At 66.8% G+C, this 26,442-nt stretch carries 27 protein-coding genes, 1 tRNA gene and 1 pseudogene; 16 read left to right on the top strand and 13 right to left on the bottom strand.

Translation table 11 applies throughout. From position 1 onward, the window contains the following. Positions 1–2 precede the first annotated feature (2 nt). Positions 3–584 carry a TetR/AcrR family transcriptional regulator gene (locus ACZ5IQ_RS10455; RefSeq protein ID WP_464481201.1) on the bottom strand — a complete coding sequence of 194 codons (582 nt, stop codon included), beginning with the start codon at positions 582–584 and terminating at the stop codon, positions 3–5. A gap of 65 nt (positions 585–649) precedes the next feature. Next, the gene (locus ACZ5IQ_RS10460) at positions 650–1,990 is read right to left on the bottom strand and encodes an FAD-dependent oxidoreductase (protein WP_464481202.1); all 1,341 of its coding nucleotides are present in this window, start codon (positions 1,988–1,990) and stop codon (positions 650–652) included. A gap of 141 nt (positions 1,991–2,131) precedes the next feature. Here ACZ5IQ_RS10460 and ACZ5IQ_RS10465 point away from each other — a divergent pair, with 141 nt between their 5' ends. From ACZ5IQ_RS10465 to ACZ5IQ_RS10475, 3 genes and pseudogenes are all read left to right on the top strand, one after another. Next, positions 2,132–2,668, top strand: coding sequence for a hypothetical protein (locus tag ACZ5IQ_RS10465; protein ID WP_464481203.1), 537 nt, complete (start codon positions 2,132–2,134; stop codon positions 2,666–2,668). Between the two features lie 108 nt (positions 2,669–2,776). After that, positions 2,777–3,513: pseudogene (locus ACZ5IQ_RS10470) on the top strand (SDR family oxidoreductase). Positions 3,514–3,603: 90 nt separating this feature from the next. Further along, positions 3,604–5,055 (top strand): LLM class flavin-dependent oxidoreductase, encoded by a 1,452-nt coding sequence (locus tag ACZ5IQ_RS10475; protein ID WP_464481204.1) that lies wholly within the window; start codon positions 3,604–3,606, stop codon positions 5,053–5,055. Between the two features lie 320 nt (positions 5,056–5,375). Here the strand turns inward: ACZ5IQ_RS10475 and ACZ5IQ_RS10480 are convergent, their stop codons facing one another. The 4 genes from ACZ5IQ_RS10480 to ACZ5IQ_RS10495 all read right to left on the bottom strand — a co-directional run bounded on the left by ACZ5IQ_RS10480 (position 5,376) and on the right by ACZ5IQ_RS10495 (position 9,649). After that, positions 5,376–7,745: a DEAD/DEAH box helicase gene (locus tag ACZ5IQ_RS10480; RefSeq protein WP_133426980.1), complete on the bottom strand. Its 2,370-nt coding sequence runs from the start codon at positions 7,743–7,745 to the stop codon at positions 5,376–5,378. A gap of 54 nt (positions 7,746–7,799) precedes the next feature. Continuing rightward, a complete protein-coding gene (locus tag ACZ5IQ_RS10485; RefSeq protein WP_205848858.1) occupies positions 7,800–8,651 on the bottom strand; it encodes a nucleotidyl transferase AbiEii/AbiGii toxin family protein in 852 nt (283 codons plus the stop codon). Continuing rightward, positions 8,648–9,205 carry a type IV toxin-antitoxin system AbiEi family antitoxin domain-containing protein gene (locus ACZ5IQ_RS10490; protein ID WP_133426979.1) on the bottom strand — a complete coding sequence of 186 codons (558 nt, stop codon included), beginning with the start codon at positions 9,203–9,205 and terminating at the stop codon, positions 8,648–8,650. The genes ACZ5IQ_RS10485 and ACZ5IQ_RS10490 overlap by 4 nt, the downstream gene beginning before the upstream one ends. A gap of 358 nt (positions 9,206–9,563) precedes the next feature. Then, positions 9,564–9,649, bottom strand: a tRNA-Leu gene (locus tag ACZ5IQ_RS10495). A gap of 75 nt (positions 9,650–9,724) precedes the next feature. Between ACZ5IQ_RS10495 and ACZ5IQ_RS10500 the strand changes: the two genes are divergently transcribed. From ACZ5IQ_RS10500 to ACZ5IQ_RS10510, 3 genes are all read left to right on the top strand, one after another. Then, a complete protein-coding gene (locus ACZ5IQ_RS10500) occupies positions 9,725–11,053 on the top strand; it encodes a M20/M25/M40 family metallo-hydrolase (protein WP_267325036.1) in 1,329 nt (442 codons plus the stop codon). A gap of 32 nt (positions 11,054–11,085) precedes the next feature. After that, positions 11,086–11,610: a YbhB/YbcL family Raf kinase inhibitor-like protein gene (locus ACZ5IQ_RS10505; RefSeq protein ID WP_064860976.1), complete on the top strand. Its 525-nt coding sequence runs from the start codon at positions 11,086–11,088 to the stop codon at positions 11,608–11,610. A gap of 122 nt (positions 11,611–11,732) precedes the next feature. Further along, positions 11,733–13,088, top strand: coding sequence for a hypothetical protein (locus ACZ5IQ_RS10510; protein WP_267325035.1), 1,356 nt, complete (start codon positions 11,733–11,735; stop codon positions 13,086–13,088). 6 nt (positions 13,089–13,094) lie between these two features. Here ACZ5IQ_RS10510 and ACZ5IQ_RS10515 read toward each other — a convergent pair whose 3' ends face one another. From ACZ5IQ_RS10515 to ACZ5IQ_RS10525, 3 genes are read right to left on the bottom strand one after another with little or no spacing between them, the layout of a single operon-like run. After that, positions 13,095–14,153, bottom strand: a complete 1,059-nt coding sequence (locus ACZ5IQ_RS10515; RefSeq protein ID WP_464481205.1) for a quinone-dependent dihydroorotate dehydrogenase — start codon at positions 14,151–14,153, stop codon at positions 13,095–13,097. A 10-nt stretch (positions 14,154–14,163) separates the two neighbouring features. After that, a complete protein-coding gene (locus ACZ5IQ_RS10520) occupies positions 14,164–14,433 on the bottom strand; it encodes a DUF5703 family protein (RefSeq protein WP_064980314.1) in 270 nt (89 codons plus the stop codon). Continuing rightward, positions 14,433–15,485, bottom strand: coding sequence for a YncE family protein (locus ACZ5IQ_RS10525; RefSeq protein WP_464481206.1), 1,053 nt, complete (start codon positions 15,483–15,485; stop codon positions 14,433–14,435). Before ACZ5IQ_RS10525 ends, ACZ5IQ_RS10520 begins: the two co-directional genes overlap by 1 nt. A gap of 128 nt (positions 15,486–15,613) precedes the next feature. Between ACZ5IQ_RS10525 and ACZ5IQ_RS10530 the strand changes: the two genes are divergently transcribed. From ACZ5IQ_RS10530 to ACZ5IQ_RS10555, 6 genes are all read left to right on the top strand, one after another. After that, a complete protein-coding gene (locus tag ACZ5IQ_RS10530; protein ID WP_029105734.1) occupies positions 15,614–15,925 on the top strand; it encodes a hypothetical protein in 312 nt (103 codons plus the stop codon). 53 nt (positions 15,926–15,978) lie between these two features. Continuing rightward, positions 15,979–16,809: an undecaprenyl-diphosphate phosphatase gene (locus ACZ5IQ_RS10535; protein ID WP_464481453.1), complete on the top strand. Its 831-nt coding sequence runs from the start codon at positions 15,979–15,981 to the stop codon at positions 16,807–16,809. Positions 16,810–16,825: 16 nt separating this feature from the next. After that, positions 16,826–17,545 carry a histidine phosphatase family protein gene (locus ACZ5IQ_RS10540; protein WP_464481207.1) on the top strand — a complete coding sequence of 240 codons (720 nt, stop codon included), beginning with the start codon at positions 16,826–16,828 and terminating at the stop codon, positions 17,543–17,545. A gap of 29 nt (positions 17,546–17,574) precedes the next feature. After that, positions 17,575–18,168 (top strand): DUF3090 domain-containing protein, encoded by a 594-nt coding sequence (locus ACZ5IQ_RS10545; protein ID WP_212812028.1) that lies wholly within the window; start codon positions 17,575–17,577, stop codon positions 18,166–18,168. Continuing rightward, complete coding sequence (locus ACZ5IQ_RS10550; RefSeq protein WP_464481208.1) at positions 18,155–18,970, top strand: SCO1664 family protein; 816 nt, start codon at positions 18,155–18,157, stop codon at positions 18,968–18,970. The genes ACZ5IQ_RS10545 and ACZ5IQ_RS10550 overlap by 14 nt, the downstream gene beginning before the upstream one ends. A gap of 79 nt (positions 18,971–19,049) precedes the next feature. Continuing rightward, positions 19,050–19,715 (top strand): GNAT family N-acetyltransferase, encoded by a 666-nt coding sequence (locus ACZ5IQ_RS10555; RefSeq protein WP_212812027.1) that lies wholly within the window; start codon positions 19,050–19,052, stop codon positions 19,713–19,715. Between the two features lie 65 nt (positions 19,716–19,780). On the opposite strand, the gene ACZ5IQ_RS10560 is transcribed toward ACZ5IQ_RS10555, so the two are convergent. Next, on the bottom strand, positions 19,781–20,038 hold the full coding sequence (locus ACZ5IQ_RS10560) for a hypothetical protein (RefSeq protein WP_464481209.1): 258 nt from the start codon (positions 20,036–20,038) through the stop codon (positions 19,781–19,783). Positions 20,039–20,174: 136 nt separating this feature from the next. On the opposite strand from ACZ5IQ_RS10560, the gene ACZ5IQ_RS10565 reads away from it, so the two are divergent. Then, positions 20,175–20,966 carry a 3'(2'),5'-bisphosphate nucleotidase CysQ gene (locus ACZ5IQ_RS10565; RefSeq protein ID WP_464481454.1) on the top strand — a complete coding sequence of 264 codons (792 nt, stop codon included), beginning with the start codon at positions 20,175–20,177 and terminating at the stop codon, positions 20,964–20,966. On the opposite strand, the gene ACZ5IQ_RS10570 is transcribed toward ACZ5IQ_RS10565, so the two are convergent. From ACZ5IQ_RS10570 to uraD, 3 genes are read right to left on the bottom strand one after another with little or no spacing between them, the layout of a single operon-like run. Beyond that, entirely contained in the window at positions 20,896–21,759 is an 864-nt protein-coding gene (locus ACZ5IQ_RS10570) for a MurR/RpiR family transcriptional regulator (RefSeq protein WP_464481210.1), read from the bottom strand. The two genes, ACZ5IQ_RS10565 and ACZ5IQ_RS10570, sit on opposite strands and share 71 nt — an antisense overlap. After that, positions 21,759–22,088, bottom strand: a complete 330-nt coding sequence (gene uraH / locus ACZ5IQ_RS10575; protein ID WP_464481211.1) for a hydroxyisourate hydrolase — start codon at positions 22,086–22,088, stop codon at positions 21,759–21,761. The genes ACZ5IQ_RS10570 and uraH overlap by 1 nt, the downstream gene beginning before the upstream one ends. Then, entirely contained in the window at positions 22,085–22,573 is a 489-nt protein-coding gene (uraD, locus tag ACZ5IQ_RS10580) for a 2-oxo-4-hydroxy-4-carboxy-5-ureidoimidazoline decarboxylase (protein ID WP_464481212.1), read from the bottom strand. Before uraD ends, uraH begins: the two co-directional genes overlap by 4 nt. A 202-nt stretch (positions 22,574–22,775) precedes the next feature. On the opposite strand from uraD, the gene pucL reads away from it, so the two are divergent. From pucL to ACZ5IQ_RS10595, 3 genes are read left to right on the top strand one after another with little or no spacing between them, the layout of a single operon-like run. Beyond that, entirely contained in the window at positions 22,776–23,687 is a 912-nt protein-coding gene (gene pucL / locus ACZ5IQ_RS10585) for a factor-independent urate hydroxylase (RefSeq protein WP_464481455.1), read from the top strand. A 3-nt stretch (positions 23,688–23,690) separates the two neighbouring features. Continuing rightward, the gene (locus ACZ5IQ_RS10590; protein WP_464481213.1) at positions 23,691–24,518 is read left to right on the top strand and encodes an FAD binding domain-containing protein; all 828 of its coding nucleotides are present in this window, start codon (positions 23,691–23,693) and stop codon (positions 24,516–24,518) included. Next, positions 24,508–26,433, top strand: a complete 1,926-nt coding sequence (locus ACZ5IQ_RS10595; RefSeq protein WP_464481214.1) for a solute carrier family 23 protein — start codon at positions 24,508–24,510, stop codon at positions 26,431–26,433. The genes ACZ5IQ_RS10590 and ACZ5IQ_RS10595 overlap by 11 nt, the downstream gene beginning before the upstream one ends. The last annotated feature ends 9 nt before the right edge of the window (positions 26,434–26,442 follow it).

Raw genomic sequence — 26,442 nt, forward strand, 5'->3', positions numbered from 1 at the left:
GCTCAGGCGAGTAATGCTGCCCACACCGCGCGCACGTGCGCGCCCATGTCGATCGAGCGGTCGGACATCCACTGGATCTGGATCCCGTCGGCCGCGGCGATCAGGGCCGCGGCGGCGAACTCGGCGTCTACGTGTGCGGGCACGGCGCCGGCCTCCTGGCGGCGGCGCACATACTCGGTGATGGTCGCCCGCATTCCTTCGTACCGCCGGCGCAGGTATTCCGCGGCCGGATGGGATGGATCGACTGCGGCGGCTGCGGCCAGCGACAGATACACCGTGCCCGAGCCCGGCTTTGCGGCCTTGTCCACCATCGCCTGTGCCATGACTTCGCCCGGGTCGATGTCGATGTCCGAATTGCGGTACCACTCTTCGAATTTGGCGTCACCGTCGCGCTGCAACTCGGTCAGCAGGGCATCGCGCGTGGGAAAATAGTGCATCAGGCCCGCCAGGCTGATGTTCGCCTCATTGGCGATCACCCGCATCGACGCACCGGCCTCACCGTCGCGCTCCAGCACCGCGAGCGCGACGTCCTTGATCTCCGCACGCTTGGCCTCACCCTTGGCGTACCGACCCACAGTTGGCATGACGTGAGGCTAACGACAACTCTGGTTGGAAGTGTCCGGAGCCGGGTTGTTCCGCGCGCGACTCGCTACTGTCGGCCGGCGCTGATCATGTCCGCGCGGGGCACCACCTTGACCCGTTCACGGCCCTGTTGCGCGCCGAGGGCCATCTCGTGCGCGTCGAGGCGTTCCCATTCCGCCCACGTCGTGTAGTCGATGCCGTTGCCGGCGAGGTGCTCCAGGATGGCATCGGGTTTGCCGATCTCGGGCGCGCGGAGCCCGGGCAGATCCGCGAGCAGGCTGGTGATCGTCTCGGACGCATCGGATTTGGTGTGTCCGATGAGCCCGATCGGTCCGCGTTTGATCCAGCCGGTGACGTAGGTTCCCTCGATCAGCTCGCCGTCGAGGTCCAGTACCCGGCCGGCGTCGTGCGGGACCACGCCGGCGTGATGGTCGAACGGCAGGTCGGCCAGATGCGACGAGAGGTAACCGACCGCGCGGTACACGGCCTGCACCGGCCAATCGGTGAATTCTCCTGTGCCCCGGGCGGTTCCGTCGCCGACCAGCTCCGTGCGTTCGGTCCGCAGCCCTTTGACCCGTTCGGTGCCGAGCACCGCGACCGGGGATTGGCACAGATGGATGTGGATGCGGTGCGGCGCACCGGTGGGCTCGACGTCGAGGTACCGCATCATGGTGTTGACGACGAGCTTGGTGGACTTGTTGGTGTTGATGGCGTGCTGGCTGGCCTCGTCGATCTCGAAGCCCTCCGGGTGCACGATGACGTCGACGCTGGGGGAGTGCGACAGCTCGCGAAATTCCATCGGCGAGAACTTGATCTGGGCAGGGCCACGCCGCGCGAACACGTGCACATCTGTGGCCTGATTCAGCGAAAGGCCTTGGTACACATTGCCGGCGATCTCGGTGCTCAACTGCTCGTCGGCGGGCTTGGCCAGCATCCGGGCGATGTCGAGCGCCACATTGCCCGCGCCCAGGACCGCAACGCTCTTGGCCTCCAGCGGCCAGGTTCGCGGCACGTCGGGATGGCCGTCGTACCAGGACACGAAATCGGCGGCGCCGTAGCTGCCGGGCAGTTCGATACCGGGGATGTCCAGCGAGCGGTCCGCGCGTGCGCCGGTGGAGAAGACGACCGCGTCGTAGTAGCGCCGCAGGTCGGACAGCTTCAGATCGGTGCCGTAGTGCACGTTGCCGATGAAGCGAATCTCATCGCGGGAGAGCACCCGGCGAAGTGCCTTGATGATCTCCTTGATCCGGGGATGGTCGGGCGCCACGCCGTACCGGACCAGCCCGTACGGGGCCGGCAGTCGATCGAACAGGTCGACCCTGGCCTGCGGGTATTCATCGACCAGGATGTCGGACGTATAGATTCCGGCCGGACCTGCCCCGATCACCGCCACGCGGATGTCACGCATACAGCATCTCCTTGAATTAGGTAAGGCAAGCCTAAATTGGTACGCCGGTACCGCAAGGCCTACGTCGTGGCGACGGCCGAGATGCTCGTCACAGCCGGCTGCGCACCAAGAAATCACCAAGGCGCCGGCCGCAGCCTTGGGATGACCGACGACGAACCGCCAACACCGAACGGCATCACCATGACGCACTCTTCAGCGCAGAAGCAGGCCACGAAGCTGATGAAGCCGGCCCTGATCGCGACGCAGATTTTCGTGGCCGTCGCGACCACCGTGGCCGTGGCCGCGTGCTCGACGACCGGCGCGCCCGCCGTCAGGGCCGACCCGCAACCGACTCTCGGCCGTGCCTGGAACCCGAGTGCGCGGGGCTACGGCACGGTGCAGCCGGCCCGGGTCTTCAACGGCGGCGACCCGACGGGCGATATCTGGGGCATCACCTGGTCCTCGTGGGGTGGAGAACAGGCCACGGGGACGGGCACTTCGTACGGCATGCCGCCGGGCGTCGTCAGTGTCTCGCAGTCGGTCAAGGAATCGGCGACGATCGTGGCCTACAACCTCGGCTATTGCGATGGCCAGCTCATGTACCAAGCGGCGAAGTGGTACTTCCCCGGTTACGGCGAGACTTTCAACCCGGCCGGGCACTACAACATCTGCACCGGCGACTACGTCGACGGCCTCTGAACAACCCTGAGCGGCAACGGGTTCCGCTACATCGCAAAACCATTCCAACCGATTCAAACTGAACGAATCGGTTGACGATGTCCCGGCGCGGACGATTGTGTCTGAGCCATGAAGAGTTTCCTTGCCGGCGACGCATTCGCTGATCGGACGGTCGTCCTCATCGGCGGCGGGTCCGGAATCGGTTTCGCCGTCGCCAAATTGGTGGTGTCCGGTGGGGTGCGGTGGTGCTGGGCGGGCGCCGCGCCGGGGCGCTCGAGAAGGCCGCCGCCGACTTGGGGCCAGCGGCGACCTGGCAGGTCATCGATACCGCCGACGAGCGCACCATAGACGCTCTGTTCGCCCGGCTCGACGCCGTCGATGCCGTCTTCACCACCGCGGCCACCTACGTCACCGGATCGATGCGCGAACTCTCGCTGGCAGACGCCGCGTCGCCGTTCGACTCGAAGTTCTGGGGTCAGTACCGCGTCGTCAAGGCCGCGCTGCCGGTGCTGACCACCGACGCGTCCGTCGTTCTGATGGCCGGGGCGGCCAGCGTGCGGCCCGCCGGGGCGGCGCCCGCGTATGTCGCGGCCAACGCCGCCATCGAGGGACTGGCACGCGGATTGGCCGTTGAACTCGCGCCGGTTCGGGTGAACGCGATTTCGCCCGGCACCGTGGACGGCAACTTGTGGAATCAACGCCCCCGGGCGGTCCGGGACGCGGCGTTCGCTCATTTCGTCGAAACCTCGACCACCAGGAAACTGGCGCGGGAGGACGAGATCGCGGCCGCCGTCGTCCATCTGTTCCTCAACGGCGCGACGACGGGTTCCACCATCTATCCCGACGGCGGGTACAGCTTGCGTTGACGCGGCTCGCCACCTCGGCTGACGCCGCGAAAAATGTTCGTGCTGAGCGCAATCGGTGTCTGATCCGCTCGGTGGGGGCACCGTGGAAGAGTGACCCGACAAATTCGCTTCAACGCCTTCGACATGAACTGTGTCGCGCATCAGTCGCCCGGACTGTGGCGGCATCCAGAGGATCAGTCATGGCGCTACAAGGACCTGGAGTACTGGACCGAACTGGCGAAGTTGTTGGAGCGCGGCAGGTTTGACGGCCTCTTCATTGCCGACGTGCTCGGTACCTACGACGTCTACGGAGCCAGCGACGAGGCCGCCATCCGGCAGGCCGCGCAGATTCCGGTGGGCGACCCGCTGTTGTTGGTATCGGCGATGGCGTTGGTGACCGAGCATCTGGGTTTCGGCATCACCACCGGCACCGGGTTCGAGCACCCGTACCCGTTCGCGCGCCGGATATCGACGCTGGATCACCTGACCAAGGGGCGGATCGGCTGGAATGTGGTCACCGGTTATCTGCCCGCCGCCGCGCGCAACATGGGGCAGACCGACCAGCCGGCCCACGACGCCCGGTACGACCACGCCGACGAATATCTCGAGGTGCTCTACAAGCTGGGGGAGGGCTCCTGGGAGGACGACGCGGTGGTCCGCGACCGCGAGCGCGGGGTGTTCACCGATCCGGAGAAGGTGCACCACATCGGCCACGCCGGAACGCATTTCAGCGTGCCGGGAGTGCACCTCGCCGAGCCCTCGCCGCAGCGCACCCCGGTGATCTACCAGGCCGGTTCCTCGCCGCGCGGCGTCCGGTTCGCCGCAGAGAACGCCGAGGCGATCTTCACTGCGGCGCCGACCAAAGCGATTCTGGCCGAGACGGTTTCGACCATTCGCCGGGAGCTGGAACTGGCCGGCCGGGATCCGTACTCGGCCAAGATCTTCAATCTGTCGACAGTGATCACCGCGGCCACCGATGACGAGGCGCACGCCAAGCATCGCGAGTTGCTCTCCTACGGCGACCCGGAAGGCGCGCTGGTGTTCATGTCCGGGTGGATGGGCGTGGACCTGGCCCGATACGGGTTGGACGAGCCGATCGGCAACGTCGACTCGAATGCGATCCTGTCCGCGGTCAAGGCATTTCAGTCGGCCGACCCTGACGGCCGCGAGTGGACGGTCCGGGACATCGCCGAGTGGGGCGAGATCGGCGGTATGGGTCCACGGATCGTCGGGTCGGGCGCTGCGGTGGCCGACACCTTGCAGGAGTGGGTCGATGAGACCGATGTCGACGGTTTCAACCTCGCCTATGCGATCACCCCGGGTTCCTTCGCCGACGTGATCGAGCACGTGGTTCCGGTGCTCACCGAACGTGGTGCCTACCAGGCGGATTACCAACCGGGGTCGTTGCGGCACAAGCTGCTCGGCAACGGTGACCGGCTGCCGCAGGAGCACCGCGGCGCGCGGTACCGCGTCGGTGGGCCGTCATCGACGATCATCGACCGTCCGTCCACGTTGCCGTCGTCGTCGGCATCGACCGCGGCACAACCGGCGCGCGGCCGCTGAGTGGTCAGCCGAGACGAAGGAACCCCGGTCCAAAGACCGGGGTTTCTGTCGCTGGTGTGTGATCGCGGCTGCGCCGCTCAGTCGTGTGTCCGAGGGGGCTTGGCCACTTACGACACGGGTTGTGGTTTTTTGAATTAGATCGTTGAACAGCAGTTTTCCTACGGCTGGCGACGGAACGCGCTAAACAGCCCGGCGGTAGTCATGTCGTGGCGAAGGCCGTCGCGAGAATCGTCGACACGACGCAATGGGCGTGGGCGAGCGCAGAAGAACGGGCCCCTGTCGGGGATCGCGGCGGCGCTTTCCCCTTCTGCGACCGTCGGTCAGCTGCGGGTCCGCGGGTCTGGGAATCCCATCGTGGTGTAGCCGGGTGCTCGTTTCTTCAGCGATGAGGCGATGACTGGGGTGAGTTCGTCGTGGTAATCGTGCACGGTCGCGGTGGTCTTGCCGGGGTACGGCCGTGTCACGCGGCCGACGTACTGGACGAGACGATTCTTGAAGGTGATTGGCGCGGCGAGGAAAAGGGTGTCGAGGGCGGGGCAGTCGAAGCCTTCGCCGATGAACGAACTGGTGCCGACGATCAGGAGTGGCTCCGCATCGGGTGTCCTGGTGGCGAGCATTTCGGTGATGCGGCGCCGTTCGGCGGCTTTCATGCCGCCGCTCAAGACGGTGACCGACCGTCCTGCCGCGGAGAGCCGTTCAGCGATGGCGTTGAGGTGGTCGACCCATGTGGTGAGGACGAGGATGTTGGCGCCTTTGCCGGCAGCGGTCAGGACGTCGCCGACGATTTGGTCGAGCCGTTGCTCATCGGCGACCAGCGTCCGGTAGATGTCGGCCATCCCGCCTGGTTCTCGTGGGTCAGCGTCGCCGAGGTAGCGGAATTGTGTCGGATGGAGTTGCAGTACCGGGTGCGGTGTTGACAGTTCGGCGCTGTCGGTGGGCAGTTGGCCTGCGGTGGGTCTTTCAATCTCTACGTGGTGTGAGCCGAGTTGGTGGTAGATCAGGTCTTCGAGTCCATCTCGCCGTTCCGGAGTCGCGGTCAGGCCCAGCCAGAATCGGGCGGGAATCTGGCCGAGGACGTTGAAGAAGGCGCTTGCCGCGACGTGGTGGCATTCGTCGACGATGATGAAGCCGTATCCGGCCGTTAATTCGGAGATGTTGTTGCGACGCGCCAGGGTTGGCAGTAGTGCGATGTCGAGAACTCCGGTGGTCTTGGATCGTCCGCCGCCGATCTGGCCGCATTTGAAGTCGAGGTGTTGGTCAATCCGGTCTCGCCATTGGTCGGCAAGTGCTTTGCGGTCGACGAGAACGAGCGTTGAGGTGGCACGGGCTTCGATGGTCGCGCAGGCGATGACCGTCTTTCCGGTTCCTGGCGGTGCGATCAGTACGCCCGTGTCGTGGTTGAGGAGCTGGTTCAGGGCATCTGACTGGGTGTCGCGCAGTGTTGTGGCACAGGTGAATTCGTGATGCTCACCGATGACGCGGTGGTCTTCGATCTTGAGGGTGCTGTCGGCTGAGCTGACAAGGTCGCTGAGCAGTTGGTGCAGGCCGCGAGGCAAGGTGAGGTTGCCGTCGGCGGTTTCGTCGTAGCTATAAAGGTATCGCGGGGTATCCCAGGTGCTTCGCCGTGCCCGCTGCCGTACGTCGAATTCGGGGTTGCGGATGGACGCGGCGTGTTTGACCGCCGAAATCATGGCGGGGCCGAGATCGCTGGACGTCAGGGTGATTCGTGAACCGAACGCGGCTCGCACGATTGCAGCCGGGCGGGGGACGATTTTCGATGAGGTCGGCAGTTGCAGCCGCCGAACGCTGTGCCCGATCTGGGGGCTGGGTAGCTGACGGGCAAGGGAAGTGATTTCTTTGGCGGACAGCCGTGCGATGCTCGACAGATATGCCCACTGGTCCTCGTACGGTTCGAGGGTTGCCGGATCGAGGAAGACAGTGGTGCCGTGCTGGCGGCGTTTGCCGTTGAGTGGTGCCGCGATGAGGTTGCCGACTCCGCGGCCGGTGTGCACGTCCTGGGAGGGAAACAATCGGTCGTAGCTGCTCAGGTGCATGCTGCCGCGCAGCCGGAACGCTTCGCCGAGAAGACTGGTGGCGATCCCGCGCGCGACGGAGGCTGATGTCGCGTGCGCGAAGAAGATCCACACGTGGGCGCCGCGGCCGGACTGGGACACTTCCAACGCTGCCGGAACATGATGGGAGCGAGCGGCTTTCAGGTAGGCGAGGGCGTCGAGCATGGCCGCTTCTTTGTCGAAGTCCGCCGCGACCCACCAGCATGTGTCGTCATCACCCAGCGGATACAGACCGATGTGGACGTCCCCGCGGAGATGCGAGCTCACTACCTCAGGGGTCAACGTCAGATAGGGGGCATCGGCACGGTTCATACCTTTGCGCCAATAGCCTTCGATCGCCGGCATCCAACCTGATCGGCCGTCTTTGCGGTTCTCCCACCGCTGAGCGTAAACATCTGTGCGGCAACGGAATAGGTCGAAATAGAACCTGACCTTGTCAGCGGGGCTGGACTCCATGCAGACAGGTGGCGTCGGGGCACCGGTTAGGGTGGCCTGGTCGCTGCGGGCGGCGCGGGCCTGTTCCTCGGTCAATTCAAGTAAGTGCCGTAGGCGCGCGTTGTCAGCTCGCAGTTCATCCAACTCGCCGGGAAATCGTTCACAGCCGCCAGTGATCTTCATTGATATCCCTCCGCTGGGTACGGACCCGGTCTCGCGCCGGTAGATGCCGGTGTTTCACTCGGATCCGTGGCGAAAGACTGGATCGAGGTGGGCGGCAACGAGAGCGATTTGGTCGTCGAGGTTTTGTTCACAAGCTGATTCGAGGTGTTCCTTGCGTCGCCATGCCGCCCATTTCGCTTGTGCGGCAGCGCCGTAACCGGCTAGTCGCGGTGCGACGGGTTCCAGATTTACTCCGCGATAGACGGCGACCGCCCGCGCTGAGCGGAGCAGTTCGTCCGAATCGATGCCGGCGCGAGCGAGTTGCACGATGTCGACGTAATCACGCCAGCGGGTACTGGTGATTCCGCGTTCGAGGATGGTCACGCCCTTTTCGGCGATCGTCGTTTCCGGTGCATATCCCAGGAGGGTGATCGGTTCGCCGAGGATCCGATCGATGGTCACGTGCCGTGGCGGCGGGACGATCGGATCACCAGTGGACACGTCCCACGCCGCTACCCCTTTCCACGGCCCAACGGTTACGGCGATTCGTACGCGCAGACCGGGATACTCTGACTGTTCACGGATCTCCTGGACGGCGATCGTGGCGAGATCGAACTGCAGTCCGTCATCTGTGGCGACTGTGGCGACGTCACGAACCACCTGTATGAGGTGCTCGGCATCGACATCGGCACTGATCGCATTGGCGTCGGCGTCTTTGGTGGGACGCCGAACTCCATAGGCGGCCAACAAGATTCCGCCTTTGAGTACAAAATCCTTGGCGTGAGTTGTTCGGGTTAGGCGATCCAGAAACGATTCGAGTACGTGCCGTATCAGGTATTCCTGTGTCGGTGCACCGGCTCCGCTCTGTGCTGCGGCGGCCCGTGCGGTGCCCTGGATGTGGCGGAACACCTCGTCGCCGCGGCTCACGTCAACATCTCTAGTGCTTGCAGGACAGGGGTTTTCGCGCGAGGCAGGCGCGCGGCGATGTCCATGAGCAGTGCCGGTTTGCCGCCTGCGCGCAGCCACTGCCGCAGCGCATCACGAGCGAGCTCGTAGCCGACAGAGCCACGCAGGCGGAACGTATCGGCGATGCAACGTTCAGGGGAGTAGATCCCGATCGTTTGATTCGAGCCGGGGATCGTCATCTGGTCGCGTCCGATGTCGAATGTGGCCGCATCGAAGTGATGCCAGGTGATGGCAGCGCGGCCAGCCGGTGTCCGGGATCCGCGCGGGATCGCGACGTCCACGGTGGCGGGTATCTCGTCGGTGAGGTCGTAGTGGGCCAGCGCGGAGGTCAAGCAGATGGTCGCGTCAGGTCGGCGCGTTGAGGCTTCGATCAGATCCCAGTCCATCGCTGGGGCCTCGGCGGGAAGGTATATGCCTCGTGCGATGCGGTCGAGGCGGCCTTCGCGTGCGTCCCTGTAGAAGGCGCCGCGCGACAATCCGACCTTCTGTGCGGTGCGTGGGGTTAGTGCTTCCATGGCCGTTGACACCTCCGATCGCATACAAACTGTTTACAGTTAATAGTACGTGTATGCGGATTGTTTCGCTTTGTGACCGTGCTTCGCGGCGGGCATCATCGCCGGTGAGGGTGCGTTTCGCTATAAGGCCAGGTCGACACGAGTGTCAACGAGGCGCCCATGATGACCTTGCGTGGGTAATCAGGTCGCAGCGACCGCTGGATTCAGCCGTGTTGCCGGCCGTGTCCGAGGGGGTGTCGAGAAGGCGACTCGGCCATCTGCGACACGGATTCGAGGGCATTAGTCGCAAGCGTTAACCATACGGCAAATGCATAAAACAAGTTGTAGAGCGTATTTGCTGTATATAGCTAAAAAACTGTGTCCGAGGGGGGACTTGAACCCCCACGCCCGTTAATAGGGCACTAGCACCTCAAGCTAGCGCGTCTGCCATTCCGCCACTCGGACCTGCCCTGCCGTCTGGCCGGGCAGCTTAGGCTAACGGATCGAGGTGCCCAGTCCAAAACCGAGGGTGGTACGAATGTGACTGTGACTGCGCCCGAGGATGAGGTTGTCGACCTCGTCAGCTCTCTTATCCGGTTCGATACGTCCAATACCGGCGAGCCGGAGACCACAAAAGGCGAGGCCGAATGTGCTCGTTGGGTGGCCGCTCAGCTCGAAGAGGTGGGGTACGAAACCGAGTATGTCGAGACGGCGCCCGGCCGCGGCAACGTGTTCACGCGGCTGCCCGGCGCCGATCCGAGCCGCGGCGCCCTGCTGATCCACGGTCACCTCGACGTCGTCCCCGCCGAGCCCGCCGACTGGAGCGTCCACCCGTTCTCCGGTGCGGTGAAAGACGGCTACGTGTGGGGCCGCGGCGCGGTCGACATGAAAGACATGTGCGGCATGATGATCGCCGTCGCACGGCATCTGAAGCGCGCCGGAATCACCCCGCCCCGCGACCTCGTCTTCGCCTTCGTGTCCGACGAAGAGCACGGCGGCACCTACGGCTGCCAATGGCTCGTCGACCACCGGCCCGACCTGTTCGACGGCATCACCGAGGCCATCGGCGAGGTCGGCGGGTTCTCGTTGACGGTCCCGACCAAGGAGGGCGGCGAACGTCGCCTGTACCTCATCGAGACGGCCGAGAAGGGCCTGTCCTGGATGCGGCTGACGGCGCGCGGCCGGGCCGGGCACGGCTCGATGGTGCACGACGACAACGCCGTCACCGAGATCGCCGAAGCCGTCGCCAAACTGGGCCGGCACCAGTTCCCGCTGGTGCTCAGTGAGTCGGTCGAGCAGTTCCTGACCGCGGTGTCCGAAGAGACTGGCTACGACCTCGACCCGACCTCGCCGGACCTGGAAGGTTCCATCGCCAAGCTGGGCGGCATCGCGCGCATCGTGGGCGCCACCTTGAGGGACACCGCGAACCCCACCATGCTCAAGGCCGGCTACAAGGCCAACGTCATTCCGGCGACGGCCGAGGCCATGGTCGACTGCCGCGTGCTGCCGGGCCGCAAGGAGGCCTTCGAGCGCGAACTCGACGCGCTGCTCGGCCCCAACATCACCCGCACGTGGGAGCGGGACCTGCCGAGCGTGGAGACCACCTTCGACGGCGACCTCGTCGACGCGATGAACGCCGCGATCCTGGCCGTCGACCCCGACGCCCGCACGGTGCCCTACATGATGTCGGGCGGCACCGACGCGAAAGCGTTTGTCCGCCTGGGCATCCGGTGCTTCGGCTTCGCGCCGCTGCGGCTGCCGCCCGAGCTGGATTTCGCCGCGTTGTTCCACGGGGTCGACGAACGGGTACCCGTGGACGCACTACAGTTCGGCGCCAAGGTCCTCGAACACTTCCTGACGCACTGCTGACAGCTCTGCCCGCCATCGAAAGGACTCTCATCATGACCGCTTCGCCGTATGACAACCTGCCGCAGCTACCGACCTTCACCCTCACCTCGACGTCGCTGACCGACGGCGGCCCGCTGGCCAACGCTCAGGTCAGTGGCATCTTCGGCGCCGGGGGAGAAGACGTCTCGCCGCAGCTGAGCTGGTCGGGCTTCCCGGCCGAGACCCGCAGCTTCGCCGTCACCGTGTACGACCCCGACGCCCCAACCGCGTCGGGCTTCTGGCACTGGGCCGTCGCCAACCTGCCGGCCGACGTCACCGAGCTGCCCGCCGACGCCGGCAACGGCGACGCGCTGCCCGGCGGCGCCATCACCTTGACCAATGACGCCAGCCTCAAGCGCTTCCTGGGCGCCGCCCCGCCGGCCGGCCACGGCCCGCACCGGTACTACATCGCCGTGCACGCGCTGCCCGTCGAGAAGCTCGACATCCCCGAGGACGCCACCCCGGCGTTCCTGGGCTTCAACCTGTTCATGCAGGCCATCGCGCGGGCCGTCATCCACGGCACCTACGAGCAGAAATAGGCCGCTCGCGCCGAGTCGCGACCACCCATCACCCGACCTACTATCGGACCGAGGCCGGCGGCAGCGACGCCCGCCGGCCTACCGACGCGAGGGGGCCATCGGCTTTGTCCACACCTACCCCGGTGAGCAAGCACTCGACACCGACGGATCAGGACCGCCTCGACTACATCGACCAGGCCACATTCCTGTCGTACCGGGCCAATGGCCGGGTCCAGGTCGGCATGGCGCTGTGGTTCTACGAGGGGCCGGTGGACCTCGACGGGTTGCGCCGGTTCAACGAGAACTTCGGCAAGGGGATGGTGGCGCGGTACATCGAGCGCTCCCCACTGCCGTTCGGCCGCCATCGTTGGGTGGCCGCGTCAGGCGCGCCGCGACCGGTCGACGTCGCCGAAACTCCTTGTCCACGTTCAGGACTGAGCGACTGGCTGGAGGAGCGCGCCCAGATCCCGATCGATCCCGAGCGCGGGCCGGGCTGGCACCTGGGGGTGCAGCCTTTCACCGATGGCTCGACGGCGGTCGCGATAGTGCTCTCGCATTGTCTGATCGACGGCAGCGGCTCGGTCGTCGCGTTCATGGACGCGGTCCTGGGAAACGAGCGCGACCTCGGCTACGAGCGGCCGCGGTCCCGGACCCGACTGCAGGCGATCCGTTCCGACCTGCGCCAGACCTTCAGGGACCTGCCTGAGGTCCGCCGGACGGTCAAGGTCGCAGCCAAACTGGCCCGAGAGCGGCGCAGTGAGATGACGGCGACGCCCTCGACAGGAGGGTCTGCCTCCGGTGACGAACTCGTGCACGTGCCGTTCGCGTCCGCCATCATCGACCTCGATCACTTCGACGCGCGTGCAGCAGAGCTCGGCGGCAATGGCCATTCACTGGTCGCGGCGTTCGCCACCCGCCTGGGCGTCCGGATGGGTCGCCAGCGCGCGCGGGACGGCGCCATCTCGCTGATGGTCGCCATCAACGACCGCACCTCGCTCGAGGACACCCGGGCCAACGCGATGACCTTCACGACGTTCACCGTCGATCCCGAGTCGGCCACCACCGATCTCACCGAGCTGCGTGGGTCGATCCGGACCGCGCTGCGCACCGCCAGAGACCAGCCGGACGAGTCTTTCCAACTGCTGCCGCTGACGCCGTTCATCCCGCGGCGGGCGGTCCGCCACACTGCGGCCATGGTGCTCGGCGAGCTGCCTGTCACCTGTTCGAATGTGGGCGACGTGCCCGACCTGGTCGGCCGCATCGACGGGGTCCGCCAGGCCGATTACGTGATCTGCTGGGGCGTCGAGCAGAACGTCAAGAAACGCGACATCGAGCAGCCCGGCGGTCTGTTGGTGGTGACGGCGCTGCGCCACAACGGCAAGGTCACCATCGGCATCGTGGGTTACCAGGTCGGGGCGGAGAACACCAAAGCCGTTCTCCGCGAGCACGTACAGCACACCCTGCACGAGCTCGGCGTCACGCCGACGGAGATCTACTAGGCCGAGCTAGGCGCCCGAACCCACCGCATCGGCCAGCGACGCGAAGCCACCGGCCTTCAACTTCGCGGCCACGCCGTCGTGAATGTGCTTGGCCCACAGGCCGCCGCCGTAGATGAATCCGGTGTAGCCCTGCACCAGTGAGGCACCGGCAATGATGCGCTCCCAGGCGTCGTCGGCGGTCTCGATGCCGCCGACGCTGATCAGCACCAGCTGATCGCCGACGCGCTTGTGCAGCCGCCGCAGGATCTCGAGCGACCGCGCGGCCACCGGGGCGCCGGACACGCCGCCCGCGCCCAGCTCGGCGACGCCGGGCGTCAGCAGCCCCTCGCGGGAGATCGTGGTGTTGGTCGCGACGATGCCCGCCAGCCCCAGTTCGACGGCCAGGTCGGCGATTTCGTCGACGTCGTCGTCCGACAGGTCAGGCGCGATCTTCACCAGCACGGGCTTGGTGGTCTCGGCGCGCACGGCGGCCAGGATGGGCCGCAGCGACGCCACGGCCTGCAGGTCACGCAGCCCGGGCGTGTTCGGCGAGCTGACGTTCACCACGACGAAGTCGGCCAGCGGGCCGCACAGCCGGGCGCTCTCGGCGTAGTCGTCCACGGCGTGTTCGGGCGGGGTGACCTTGGTCTTGCCGATGTTCACGCCGATCGGCACGGTGGACTGGCTGCGGGTCAGCTTGATGGCGAGCTCGCCGGCCCCGTGGTTGTTGAAGCCCATGCGGTTCAGCAGGGCGCGGTCCTCGGGCAGCCGAAACAGCCGCGGTGCCGGATTACCCGGCTGCGCCTGCGCCGTCACGGTGCCCACCTCGGCGTAGCCGAAACCCAGTGGGCCCCAGGCGTTGATGCCGCTGCCGTTCTTGTCGAAGCCGGCCGCCAGGCCCACGGGCCCCGGGAACGTCACGCCGAACACCGTCGTCTCCAGCACCGGGTCCGACGGGGCGAGCCACTTGGCCAGCAACCGGCGGCTGACGGCCGTCCCGGTCGCGATGCGCAGCAGCGCGAACACCCAGGTGTGAATCCGTTCCGGCGGGACACGGAACATCACCCAGCGCAGGGCGCGATACATCAACGGCTCCTCACATCGACGGCTGCTCGGGCGCCAACCTATCGGGCAGCTGTTCCGGAGCTTCGCCCGCCCTGATCTTGCGGCGGCGCAGCAGCACCCGGCGCGAACCGTCGGTGTAGAGGCGCACCCGGGTCAGTTCCCACCCGCGATATTCGGCCTCGATCGACAACCGGGTGGATGCCGTCAGCCTGGTCACCTCCGGGGGCAACCGGAGCGGAATCCATTCGTAGTCGTCGGACAGGTCCTCCGCCCACGCTGCCGGCATCCGCCCCCGCTGCATCAGTGGCCGCCCGACCCCGGCCCCGCGGCGGCGTTCGCGATCACCTGGACCCCGGCGCCCGACCCCGACACCACGAACAAGGTGCCGGTGCGATCGTCGAAGGACAGGACGTCGGGCTGCTGCACGGTGCGATATCGGACTTTCTCGACGGGGATACCAGTCGAAAGATCGTAACCAACCACGCTGTTTGTCGCGGTCTGTGAAACCCAGGCGAGTTTCGACGATCCGACGATGCCGTACGGCGCGCCCCGCACCGGCGCCTGCTGGCGCAGCATGAGCGGCGTCGTCCCGAAGACCAGCAGGCCGTCGCCGCGGGTGTCGGCCACCAGCACCCGACCGGCGGGGTCGGCGGCCAGTGTGGTGGCGCCCTCACCGGCGCGCAGGGCCTGGGCGACGTCGGTGCCGTCGGCGTTCACCTCGGTCACCGACGTCTGCCCGCGGTCCAGGACCACGACGGTATTGCCTTGCGCGGCAAGCCCGTCCACGCGGGCGAAGGCTTTCATCCGGGACCGCACGGCGCTGCCGTCGACGATCAGGACCGCGCCGTCGGCCGTTCCCAGCGCGAGTTTCCCGTCGGCCCGCCGGGCGATCGAGGTGAAGTCGGTGCCCGCCTGGCCGTCCACCGTGACCGCTTGCACCGCGCGCTTGCCGATGTCGAACCGCAGGTAGCCGCCGCGGGTGGACAGAAACGCCGTGCCCGCGCCGTCGCCCGTCACTCCCGTGGCGGCCGTCGGCAGCACCACCGGCGGGGTCCCGGGGACCGTCACCACCGGACGGCCGGTGCCGTCGGTGCCGAGTACCACCAGCGATGACGTCGCCGCGTCGAAGCTCGCACCGGTGCCCGCCCCGGGAAGGAGATGGACGACGCCGTCCGGGGCGCCCGTGACCGCGGGCGACACCGCGGCGTGGGCGGGGGAGATGGTGGGTGGCGGGGTCTCGGCCGGATGCGACGAGCAGGCCGCCAGCGCGCCGATGGCCAGCGCAGCTGTCGCGAATCTTGTTACGTTCACCCCATATTCACGCAGCCGACAATAAATGGGATGGTGATCCATTGACACAGGCTGTCTTTCGGTTCGGTGAACGGCGGGGGGACCCTAATTGCCAGTTTAGGCAAATATATTGGCGTCAATTATCGGCTTCCGGCGGGTACGTCACGTACCGGAGGGGTATGGTCGGAGACATGAGCATTGCCACCGACGGCGATCTGGCCAACGGTAATTTTGCTATCGAAGACCTTTCGACAGGTCTACGGGCCAGCGGGTTTGGCCAAGTCGGCGACGGCCGGAGTTTTTCCTTTCGCCTGGACGACAAGCGCGTGCTGATTGTGGAGATCTACCGCCCCCGTTTGTCGGGTCCGGTGCCGCAGGAAGAGGACGTCGTCGCGGTGTCCTCGCGAAGCCTGGCGCACGTCGACGTGCACGACGAGCGCAGTCTGGCCGCCGCTGTCCGTGACGCCGTCGCCGACGCACAACCGGTGCAGCGCAACCACTAACGCCTCAGTCCGCCGCTCACGGTACGGTCGTCGGCGTGACTGACGTGGCAGCCATGAGCTGGTGGCAGACGATCGTGCTGGCCGTCCTCCAGGGGCTCACCGAATTTCTGCCCGTGTCGTCGTCGGGCCATCTGGCCATCGCCTCCCGGCTCTTCTTCGCCGGTGACGCCGGCGCGTCGTTCACCGCCGTCACCCAGCTCGGCACCGAAGCCGCGGTGCTGATCTATTTCGCCAAGGACATCTGGCGCATCCTCACCGCCTGGTTCGGCGGTCTGACCGACGCCGCCCGCCGTACCGCCGACTACTGGCTGGGCTGGTGGGTCATCATCGGCACCATCCCGATATGTGTGATGGGACTGCTGTTCAAGGACCAGATCCGTTCCGGCGCCCGCAATCTGTGGGTCGTCGCCACCGCGATGATCGTCTTCTCCGCGGTGATCGCCCTCGCCGAGTACGTCGGCAAGCAGACCCGCGACGTCGAGCAGCTGACGTGGAAGGACAGCGTCATCGTCGGTCTGGCACAGTGCCTGGCGCTGGTGCCGGGGGTGTCGCGGTCCGGCGCGACGATCAGTGCCGGCCTGTTCCTCGGCATGAACCGTGAGCTGGCGGCGCGCTTCGGCTTCCTGCTCGCCATCCCGGCGGTGCTGGCCTCCGGGCTGTTCTCGCTGCCCGACGCCTTCAAGCCCGTCACCGAGGGCATGAGCGCCACGGGAGCCCAGCTGGCCGTCGCCATCGCGATCGCGTTCGTGGTCGGCTACGCCGCGGTGTCCTGGTTCCTGAAATTCCTGGTGCGGCACAGCATGTACTGGTTCGTCGGTTACCGCGTCGTGCTCGGCGTGACGGTGCTGGCGCTGCTCAGTACCGGGGTGGTGGCCGCACAGTGACACTCGAGGGAGCCAGATGACCGTCATCCTGCTGCGGCACGGGCGCTCGACGTCCAACACCGCGCACACCCTGGCCGGCCGGTCCGAGGGCGTCGACCTCGACGACAAGGGACGTGCCCAGGCCGAGGGTGTCGTCGCCAGAATCGGCGAACTACCGGTCAAGGCCATCGTCCGCTCGCCGCTGCTGCGTTGCCAGAACACCGTCGCCCCGCTGGCCGCGGCGCTCGGCCTCGAACCGCGCGTCGACGACCGGCTGACCGAGGTCGACTACGGCGGCTGGACCGGCCGCAAGATCGCCGAACTGGTCAAAGAGCCGCTGTGGCCTGTCATCCAGCAGCAGCCCAGCGCCGCGGTGTTCCCCGACGGCGAGGGGCTGGCGCAGGTGCAGTCCCGCGCCGTCGCCGCCGTCCGCGAGATCGACCGGGCGCTGGCACAGGAGCACGACGGCGACACGCTGTGGATCGCCTGCACGCACGGCGACGTCATCAAGGCGGTGCTGGCCGACGCGCTCGGCGTGCACCTCGACGGCTTCCAGCGGATCGTCGCCGACCCGGCCTCGATGAGCGTCATCCGCTACACGCCGCACCGCCCGTTCGTCCTGCACGTCAACCACACCGGCACGGATCTCAGCTCGTCGCTGCGTTCGCAGCCCGAGGAGCCCAAATCCGACGCGGCCGGCAAGCCCGATGATGCTGTCCCGACACACGACGCAACCGTCGGCGGCTCGACCGATTAGACCGGTGAACCGGTATTTTGAAAGGTGCCATGGCTCGCGCAATTCACGTCTTCCGATCTCCCGACCGCTTCGTGGCCGGGACCGTTGGGCAGCCTGGTAACCGGACGTTCTACCTGCAGGCCGTGCACGAGCAGCGGGTCGTCTCGGTCATGCTGGAGAAGCAGCAAGTCGCGGTCCTGGCCGAACGCATCTCCGCGCTGCTGGTCGAGATCAACCGCCGGTTCGGCACGCCGATCCCGCCCGACACCGGCGAGGTGACCGACCTCAACCCGCTCGTCATGCCCGTGGACGCCGAATTCCGGGTGGGCACCATGGGCCTCGGTTGGGACTCCGAAGCGCAGACCGTGGTGGTGGAACTGCTGGCCGTCACCGACTCGGAGTTCGACGCGTCCGTGGTGCTCGACGACGCCGAGGAAGGTCCCGACGCCGTGCGGGTGTTCCTGAGCCCGCAGTCGGCCCGGGACTTCGCGAACCGGTCGAACCGCGTCATCTCCGCCGGCCGGCCGCCGTGCCCGCTGTGCGAGGAACCTCTCGACCCCGAGGGCCATATCTGCGTGCGCACCAACGGATATCGGCGTGGCGTGCTCGATGCCGACGGTGATGAGCCGGATGACGTCTCCTGACGCTGAACAGGTTCTGCAACGCGGTGAGCTGACGGCGCTCGGGCGCATCAGGTCGGCGAGCAACGCGACGTTCCTGTGTGAAGCCGAGCTCGACGGCGCCCTGCTGCATTGCGTGTACAAGCCCATCTCGGGCGACGCGCCGCTGTGGGATTTCCCCGACGGCACCCTGGCCGGACGGGAGCTGGCGGCCTACCTGGTGTCGGCCGCGCTTGGCTGGAATCTGGTGCCGCACACCATCATTCGTGACGGCCCGGCCGGCCCGGGCATGGTGCAGCGCTGGGTCGACCAACCCGGTGACGCGCTCAGTGAAACCGAACCCCCGCCCGGCCCGGACCTCGTCGACCTCGTGCCGGCCGGCCACGTACCGGCCGGCTACCTGCCGATCCTGCGGGCCTACGACCACAAGGGCGACGAAGTGGTGCTGGTGCACGCCGACGACGCCCGATTGCACCGGCTGGCGGTGTTCGACGTGCTGATCAACAACGCCGACCGCAAGGGCGGCCACGTGCTGGCCGGCGCCGACGGCCAGGTGTACGGCGTCGACCACGGCGTGACCCTGCATGTCGAGGACAAGCTGCGGACGGTGCTGTGGGGCTGGGCCGGAAAACCGATCGACGACGACGTGCTCGGTGCGGTGGCCGCATTGCGGGACGCCCTGCGCGACGGCCTCGCCGCGACGCTGGCTCCGCACCTCACCCGGCATGAGATCGCCGCGCTGCAAGCGAGAGTTGTTGGGCTGCTTGACAATCCGGTCATGCCCAGCCCGGATCGGCACCGGCCGATCCCGTGGCCGGCCTTTTGATCGCAGTTTGCACACAGGTAGCGATTTGCGTAGTGATTTCGGCAGCCCTACCGATCGGTAGTGCTCTAGGCTCGTCGGCATGACCGACCACGACAAGGCCGCAGCCCGCCGCGAGATCACCGATGCCCTCCAGAAAGCGCTGGACCGCCGGCACGAGGTGCTCGACGTCATCGTCGAAGCCGACAACAAGGCCGCCGCCGTTGAAGCCATCGCCAAGCTGCTGGGCACCTCGCATGCCGGCGGCGAGCAGGTCATGGCGATGTCCTTCGATCTGCTGACCAAGGACGCCCGCAAGCGCATCGCCGACGAGCTCGAAGATCTGAACAGCCAGCTGTCCTTCACGGTGAAGGACCGCCCCGCCAGCTTCGGGGACAACCTGTCGCTGCGTCCCTTCTCCGGTGCCGACGACCGCGACATCTTCGCCACCCGCACCGCCGATGTCGGCGCTTCCGGTGACGGCTCGGGCCGCGCCGCCGGCGACCTGGACGACGAGATCAAGGCCGCGCTCGCCCGCGTCAATGCCGAGGAAGCGGTGTGGTTCGTCGCCGAGGAAGACGGTGCCAAGGTCGGCATGGTGTTCGGTGAACTGGTCGGCGGTGAGGTCAACGTCCGGATCTGGGTCCACCCCGAGTACCGCCACCGTGGCTACGGCACCGCGGCGCTGCGCCGGTCGCGGTCGGAGATGGCGTCATACTTCCCGGCCGTGCCCATGGTGGTCCGCGCGCCGGGAGCCACCCCGAGTTAGGCTGTGCCCCAACGTGAAAGGGCTCCGGGAATCTCCCGGAGCCCTTTCACGTGCCCGTGGTCGGCTCAGCCGGAGTACGGCTTGGCCTTCACCGGCGGGGAAGCGACGGTGACGGGCTCGACGCTGCTGGGCGTCGTCGGCGTCTCCGTGGAGCCCATGTTGATGCCGGCGACCGTCGGCTGGTTGTACTCGCCGGTGGTCGAGCCGTGGCCCGACGAGGCGACGGGAGTGTTGTCCGGCGCAGGTGCGTTGGTCACGCCGAGTACGCCCATCGTCACTGCTGCGGCGATGCCCACGAATCCGAATGTCTTCGCCACCTTCATGACGTCCTCCTTGCTGACTACCCGGTAAATAGTTGTCCGAAATGCTATGAGGCCTATTTCGGCAGGACCTGCCAGCAGCCTGCAACGTGCCTGTGAATGGGCGATTTCGGCTGTGACGTTGCCCTCGGCGATACTCATGGGCATGGCGGACAGTGGCAGGGCGCAGACCGATGTCGCACTGGCCGCCGAGGTCGCGCAGGAGGCCGGGGAATTCCTGCTGTCGGTGCGCGACCGGCTCGGCTCCCACGATCCGTACACCCTCGGCGCGGCCGGCGACCGGCACGCCAACACGCTGATTCTCGATCGGCTGCGCACGGCCCGCCCCGACGACGCCATCCTGTCGGAGGAGGCCGCCGACGATCTGGTGCGCCTGCGCTCGGACCGGGTGTGGATCGTCGACCCGGTCGACGGCACCCGCGAGTTCGGGCGCGGGCGGCCGGACTGGGCCGTCCACATCGCGCTGTGGCAGCGCGACGGCAGCCCGGACGGGTCCATCACCGACGCGGCCGTCGCGCTACCGGCGCACGGCGAGGTGCATCGCACCGACACCGTGACCGGACCGCCACCGCGTCGTCCCGGCCCCATCCGCGTTGCCACCAGTACCTACCGGCCGCCGGCCGTCGTGTGGTGGCTGCGCGATGTTCTCGACATGGAGCTCGTCGGCATCGGCTCGGCCGGCGCCAAGGCGATGGCCGTGGTGCGCGGCGACGTCGACGCCTACGTGCACGCCGGCGGGCAGTGGGAATGGGACTCGGCGGCACCGGCCGGCGTGGTGCAGGCGGCCGGGCTGTTCGCGTCGCGTCTCGACGGCTCGCCGCTGCGGTACAACCGGCCCGATCCGTACCTGCCGGACTTCGTCATGTGCCGCCCGGAGTTCGCCGATTCGTTGCTCGAGGCGGTGCGCCAAGTGTCTCGTGGACCGAGTTGACGCGGTCGATGCGCTGTGCGCCGTCGGGCGTGAGGGCCAGGACGCGGTCGGACAGGACGGCAACGAGGCTCATCGCCGCCGCGTGACTGTCGAACGCGCCGGGGGAGACGTTCGGGCATTCGAGCCACCAGGTGGCGCGTGCCGCGAGCGCACGCAGTTGGTCATCGGCGAAGAGCGCCAACGGAATTCGCGAGTCGGACGCCCAGTCGACGAGTTCTTTTGCCCATCGGCCATGGCGCCGGAACGACATCGCGATGACGAGGTCCCGCCCATCGAAGTCCGCGATGTCCTCGGCGACGGACTGACCCGAACTGGGCGCCAGCCAGGTGTCGGGCCGGATCTGCGCGAGGTTCAGCCTCAGCAGCGTTGCCGCGGCCAGGCTGCTCCGATAGCCGCAGATGGCGATGCGACGGGAGGCGGCGATCTTCTCTGCGATGGCCTCGACCACCGCCTCATCCAGCAGCGCGTGCATGGCGTGCAGGTTCGCGATGTCCTGCGAGATGATCGCGCTGACATCGGGCGTCCTCTCGATGGCGAGGGGCACACCCGATCGGCGCAGGGCGCGTAGGTGCTCACGCATGGCATCGAAGTTGGTGAATTCCAGGGCGCGTACCAGCCGGGAGAACGTCGCCTTCGAGACGTCGGCCATGGTGGCGAGTTCGCTGGCGCGATAGGTACCGGCATCACCAGCGTGCGCGAGCAGCACATCGGCAGCGCGGCGTTCCTGTGGGCTCAGCGACGCATAGCAGTTCGCGATTCTCGCCTCCAGCGAGTCCGGCTGGTCCGCGCGCATCAGCTGCCCCGGTACGTGGTGTACGCGAACGGGCTGAGCAACAGCGCGACGTGCGTGTGGCCCGCTCCGATTGTGACGTGTACGTCGACGGCGGGGTAGAACGTCTCCCGATCGGCACCGGCGAACCAGGCGCCCGTCGCGAAATGCAGTAGGTAGTCACCGGGATTCAGTGGGACTTCCCAACGAATTCGGCCGTCGTCGTCGGTGTGTGCGGTCGCCACCTGCTCGTTCATTCGGCTCAGGACGACCTCGAGAGCCGCGGCGGGTTTCCCGCGGGCGGCGTCGAGCACATGAGTGGACAGGGACGTCTGCGCGGCCGGCGATGTCATGGCGTCACCCTTTCTGCCAAGCGGAGCAGTGCGATCTCCCGGAGCTGGCCGATGGCGATGGCGGCTTCCTCCTCGGGTTCCAGCGACAGCCGATATCGCAGGGCGTCATAGATGTCCGCGGCACTGCGACCCTTCGCGCGGATGAGGAAGATGCGCCCGAACTTCGCCTCATAGTCCGCGTTGGCCCTGGCCATCGTTGCTGCCAGCCCGTCGGGCATGGCCGGCTGTTCGCCGCGGGAGAGACCGGACTCGACCGATGGTCCGTCGGCTCGTTCGCCGATGCGCGGGTGCTGTGCCAGCGCCTGGTCCAGGTCGTCGACGCTCCAATCGGCTGCGGCGCGCGCGGCCGCCGACTCGAGTTCACTGATGGTCGCAAAAGGCCGCGCGGCGACAACCGCGCTGAGCCAGGACGCAATATCGGCGCAGGGACGCAGCACCTCTTCGGCTTCCTCAGGCAACGCAGAGTTGAAGGTCTGAAGATCCATGGACTGAATCTAGCGTTGCAGCAAAGATTCGCCCTGACGAGATTGTTACGATCCGTTTACGTCCAGGTCCAGGCCATTTCGGCCGTCTGTGGAGCGGAAAACACCGTCACACGGTTGAAACGAAATGGTGACGCCCCAACAAAAACTGAAACGTACGTTGCAGCGGTAAGCCGTTCAACGTGCGTCAGGGGAAATCGTGGCAGTGGGTGACATCGTCCTCGGGTCGAATCAGTACGGCAAGGCGGAGAACCGCCTCGTGCGCATCGTCCGGGACACCCCCGTACATCGCATCATCGATCTGAACGTCACCTCGCAGCTGCGGGGCGATTTCAGCGCATGCCACTACGCGGGTGACAACTCGCACGTCGTCGCGACCGACACGCAGAAGAACACCGTGTACGCCTACGCGAAAGAAGTGGGCGTGAAGTCGCCCGAGGATTTCCTGATTGCCCTGGGCCGGCACTTCGTCGGTGATTTCGAGTGGGTCACCGGAGGTCGTTGGGAGGCAGAGGAATACGCGTGGGAACGGATCGTCGTCGACGGCGAGCCGCACGACCACTCGTTTGTCCGGGCCGGCAAGTTCGTCCGGACGACGGTCGTCCAGATGGCCGGCGACACGACGTGGGTGGTGTCCGGCATCAAGGACTGCGTCGTGCTCAAGTCGACCGGATCGGAGTTCCACGGCTTCCCCCGCGACAAATACACCACGCTGGCCGAGACCGACGACCGCATCATGGCCACGTCCATCACCGCATGGTGGCGCTACCTCAGCACTGACACCGACGGCACCGACCTCGACTTCAACGCGCTGCACGAGGCCATCACCGAGGTCGTGCTCGCCACGTTCGCCGGCGTCCACTCACTCGCGTTGCAACAGACGCTGTTCGAGATCGGCAAGGCGATCCTCGAGAAGTTCGATGTGGTCGCCGAAGTGAAGTTGTCATGTCCCAACAAGCACCACTTCGTCGTCGACCTCAGCCCGTTCGGTCTGGAGAACCCGAACGAGGTCTTCTACGCCGCCGACCGGCCGTACGGCTTGATCCAAGCCACCATCACCCGCGAAGGCGCGGAGCAGGCGCCGGAGGCGTGGGCCACGATTCCAGGTTTCTGCTGAGCCATGGACCTGCACACCGTCAGCCGGTACCGATTCGCGCGCACCCGCGACGACCTGCGCCTTGCCGACGGCGAGTCCTTCGTCGCCGGCGGGACGTGGACGTTCTCCGAACCGCAGGCCGAGCTCGCCGGTGTCGTCGACCTCACGACCATGGACTGGTGCCCGATCGAGCGCACCGGCGACGGACTGCGCATCGCGGCCACCTGCACCATCGCCGAACTCGTGCGCTACCCGCGCCGCGCCGAGTGGCCCGCCCAGCAGCTCTTCGGCGACTGCGCCAATGCGTTGCTCGCCTCGTTCAAGATCTGGAACGTCGCCACCGTCGGAGGCAACATCTGCCGGTCGTTCGCGGCCGCGTCGATGGTGTCGCTTGCCGTCGCCCTCGACGGCGTGGCCGAGATCTGGACTCCTGACGGCCAGACCCGATGGGACCCGGTCGCGGATCTGGTCACCGGCAACGGGACCAACTCGCTGGCCCACGGCGAGGTGCTGCGGGCCCTGCACCTGCCGGAACGGGCGCTGCGTTCCAGGGCGGCACTGCACACCATCGCGCTGGCCGAGTACGGACGCTCGGGTGCCGTCGTCAGCGGCCGCCGCGACGACGACGGGTCGGCGGTCTTCACGGTCACGGCTGCGACGCTCGCGCCCACCGTCTTTCGCTATCCGGAGCTGCCCGGCGCCGAAGCTCTCCGGTCCGACGTCCTGGCCGCGTCCGGCTATTACACGGACCCGCTCGGGTCTGCGGACTGGCGCCGGGCCGTCAGCGCGGTTCTCGCCGTGGACATTCGCTCAGTAATTTCTTCTCGCCTGGAGGTGGGCCATGCCGATTGAGACGGACCGAGCCGACGTCGCGCGCAAGGCCGTGCATCCCGTCGACGAGGTGCTGCCGATTCCCAAGCTCGCGGTGTACGGCATGCAGCACGTGCTGGCGTTCTATGCCGGCGCGGTGCTGGTTCCGATCATCGTCGCCGGCGCCCTGAAGCTGTCGCCCGAGCAGACGATCCACCTCATCAATGCCGACCTGTTCACGTGTGGCATCGCGACGATCATCCAGTCGGTCGGCTTCTGGAAGGTGGGCGTCAAACTCCCGTTGATCCAGGGGGTGACCTTCGCGGCGGTCAGCCCCATGATCGCGATCGGCACAGCCGGCGGGTTGTCGGGGGTCCCCGGCCTGCTGTCGGTGTACGGGTCGGTGATCGTCGCCGGACTCTTCACCTTCTTCATGGCGCCGTACTTCTCGAAGCTGCTGCGCTTCTTCCCTCCGGTCGTCACCGGATCGGTCATCACGATCATCGGGATCGCGCTCCTGCCCGTCGCGGCCAACGACATCGTCGGCGGCACGACCACCGAGGCGATGAAAACGGATGTGGCACTGAAGGATCTCGCGTATGCCGCGGGCACGCTGCTGATCATCATCGTGATGCAGCGCCTCTTCCGCGGGTTCCTCGCGACGATCGCCGTGCTGGCCGGGCTGGTCCTCGGCACCGCGGTTGCCGCGCTGCTCGGGGATGTCGATTTCAGTGCCGTAGGTACGTCCCACTGGCTCGGCGTGACCACGCCGTTCTACTTCGGCTGGCCCACATTCAGCGCCACCGCGATCATCTCGATGATCGTCGTCATGATCATCACCGCGGTGGAAACCACGGGTGACGTCTTCGCGACGGCCGAGATCGTGGGAAAACGCGTGGGCGCCAACGACATTGCCAGAGCGCTGCGCGCCGACGGCATGGCGACCACGATCGGCGGCGTCCTCAACTCGTTCCCGTACACGTGCTTCGCGGAGAACGTCGGGCTCGTTCGCTTGACGCAGGTCAAGAGCCGCTGGGTGGTGGCCACCGCGGGCGTCATCATGATCGTGCTGGGCTACCTACCGAAGGCCGCGGCCGTCGTGGCCGCGATCCCGCACTCGGTGCTGGGCGGGGCATCGCTGGCGCTGTTCGCCACGGTGGCCGTGGTGGGCATCCAGACCCTGTCGAAAGTCGATTTCAACGATCACCGCAACGCGGTGATCGTCGGCACCGCACTCGGCCTGGGCATGCTCGTCACCGCCCAGCCGCTGCTGAAATTCAGCTTTCCCGCCTGGGCCCAGATCATCTGCGGTTCCGGGATCACGCTGGGCGCCATTGCCGCGATCGTCCTGAACATCGTGTTCTTCCACATCGGTCCGAACCGCGGCCCGATGGTCGCCGGCACGCCACGGACCGGCGAAGTCGGACTCGATGCCGTCAACAAGATGACGCAGGAGGAGTTCGTCAAGACGTTCTCGGTCCTGTATCAGGGCCTGGCCTGGCCGGTTGAACGCGCATTCGCGCAACGTCCGTTCGCCGACACCCGCGCACTGCGTGGCGCCGTCCAGACCGCGCTGCTCGCGGCCACACCCGCCGAGCAGATGGAGCTGATGCAGGCGTATCCGGGCCTGTCCGAGACACAGGAACACAACATGTCGAAAGTCGATCTGGCCTACCTCGGCCTCGACGGTCTCACCGAGGAGGAGGCCGAGGAATTCAGCGAGCTGTCGGCTGCCTACGAAGCGAAATTCGGCTTCCCCCTCATCATCTGCCTTCGGGATCTGGAAAGTCGCGAACACATTCTGACCCTCGGCTGGCGGCGACTGGACAATTCTCCGCAGGTCGAGCACATGGCGGCGCTCAGTGAGATCTCGCGGATCGCGGCGTGGCGATTCGACGACCTGGTTGCCGACGCGAATCCCATCGCCTCTGCCCGACGCCTGCGAATCGCGCGATGACCACCGGCC

The sequence above is a fragment of the Mycobacterium toneyamaense genome, from assembly GCF_055384815.1.

Bases quoted from the DNA above. Each gene is read 5' to 3' on its own strand.
- ACZ5IQ_RS10455 (WP_464481201.1), bottom strand. From the start codon at position 584: ATGCCAACTGTGGGTCGGTACGCCAAGGGTGAGGCCAAGCGTGCGGAG.
- ACZ5IQ_RS10460 (WP_464481202.1), bottom strand. From the start codon at position 1,990: ATGCGTGACATCCGCGTGGCGGTGATCGGGGCAGGTCCGGCCGGAATC.
- ACZ5IQ_RS10465 (WP_464481203.1), top strand. From the start codon at position 2,132: ATGACCGACGACGAACCGCCAACACCGAACGGCATCACCATGACGCAC.
- ACZ5IQ_RS10480 (WP_133426980.1), bottom strand. From the start codon at position 7,745: ATGAAGATCACTGGCGGCTGTGAACGATTTCCCGGCGAGTTGGATGAA.
- ACZ5IQ_RS10490 (WP_133426979.1), bottom strand. From the start codon at position 9,205: ATGGAAGCACTAACCCCACGCACCGCACAGAAGGTCGGATTGTCGCGC.
- ACZ5IQ_RS10505 (WP_064860976.1), top strand. From the start codon at position 11,086: ATGACCGCTTCGCCGTATGACAACCTGCCGCAGCTACCGACCTTCACC.
- ACZ5IQ_RS10515 (WP_464481205.1), bottom strand. From the start codon at position 14,153: ATGTATCGCGCCCTGCGCTGGGTGATGTTCCGTGTCCCGCCGGAACGG.
- ACZ5IQ_RS10520 (WP_064980314.1), bottom strand. From the start codon at position 14,433: ATGCAGCGGGGGCGGATGCCGGCAGCGTGGGCGGAGGACCTGTCCGAC.
- ACZ5IQ_RS10525 (WP_464481206.1), bottom strand. From the start codon at position 15,485: ATGGATCACCATCCCATTTATTGTCGGCTGCGTGAATATGGGGTGAAC.
- ACZ5IQ_RS10530 (WP_029105734.1), top strand. From the start codon at position 15,614: ATGAGCATTGCCACCGACGGCGATCTGGCCAACGGTAATTTTGCTATC.
- ACZ5IQ_RS10535 (WP_464481453.1), top strand. From the start codon at position 15,979: ATGAGCTGGTGGCAGACGATCGTGCTGGCCGTCCTCCAGGGGCTCACC.
- ACZ5IQ_RS10540 (WP_464481207.1), top strand. From the start codon at position 16,826: ATGACCGTCATCCTGCTGCGGCACGGGCGCTCGACGTCCAACACCGCG.
- ACZ5IQ_RS10545 (WP_212812028.1), top strand. From the start codon at position 17,575: ATGGCTCGCGCAATTCACGTCTTCCGATCTCCCGACCGCTTCGTGGCC.
- ACZ5IQ_RS10550 (WP_464481208.1), top strand. From the start codon at position 18,155: ATGACGTCTCCTGACGCTGAACAGGTTCTGCAACGCGGTGAGCTGACG.
- ACZ5IQ_RS10555 (WP_212812027.1), top strand. From the start codon at position 19,050: ATGACCGACCACGACAAGGCCGCAGCCCGCCGCGAGATCACCGATGCC.
- ACZ5IQ_RS10560 (WP_464481209.1), bottom strand. From the start codon at position 20,038: ATGAAGGTGGCGAAGACATTCGGATTCGTGGGCATCGCCGCAGCAGTG.
- ACZ5IQ_RS10565 (WP_464481454.1), top strand. From the start codon at position 20,175: ATGGGCATGGCGGACAGTGGCAGGGCGCAGACCGATGTCGCACTGGCC.
- ACZ5IQ_RS10570 (WP_464481210.1), bottom strand. From the start codon at position 21,759: ATGCGCGCGGACCAGCCGGACTCGCTGGAGGCGAGAATCGCGAACTGC.
- uraH (WP_464481211.1), bottom strand. From the start codon at position 22,088: ATGACATCGCCGGCCGCGCAGACGTCCCTGTCCACTCATGTGCTCGAC.
- uraD (WP_464481212.1), bottom strand. From the start codon at position 22,573: ATGGATCTTCAGACCTTCAACTCTGCGTTGCCTGAGGAAGCCGAAGAG.
- ACZ5IQ_RS10590 (WP_464481213.1), top strand. From the start codon at position 23,691: ATGGACCTGCACACCGTCAGCCGGTACCGATTCGCGCGCACCCGCGAC.
- ACZ5IQ_RS10595 (WP_464481214.1), top strand. From the start codon at position 24,508: ATGCCGATTGAGACGGACCGAGCCGACGTCGCGCGCAAGGCCGTGCAT.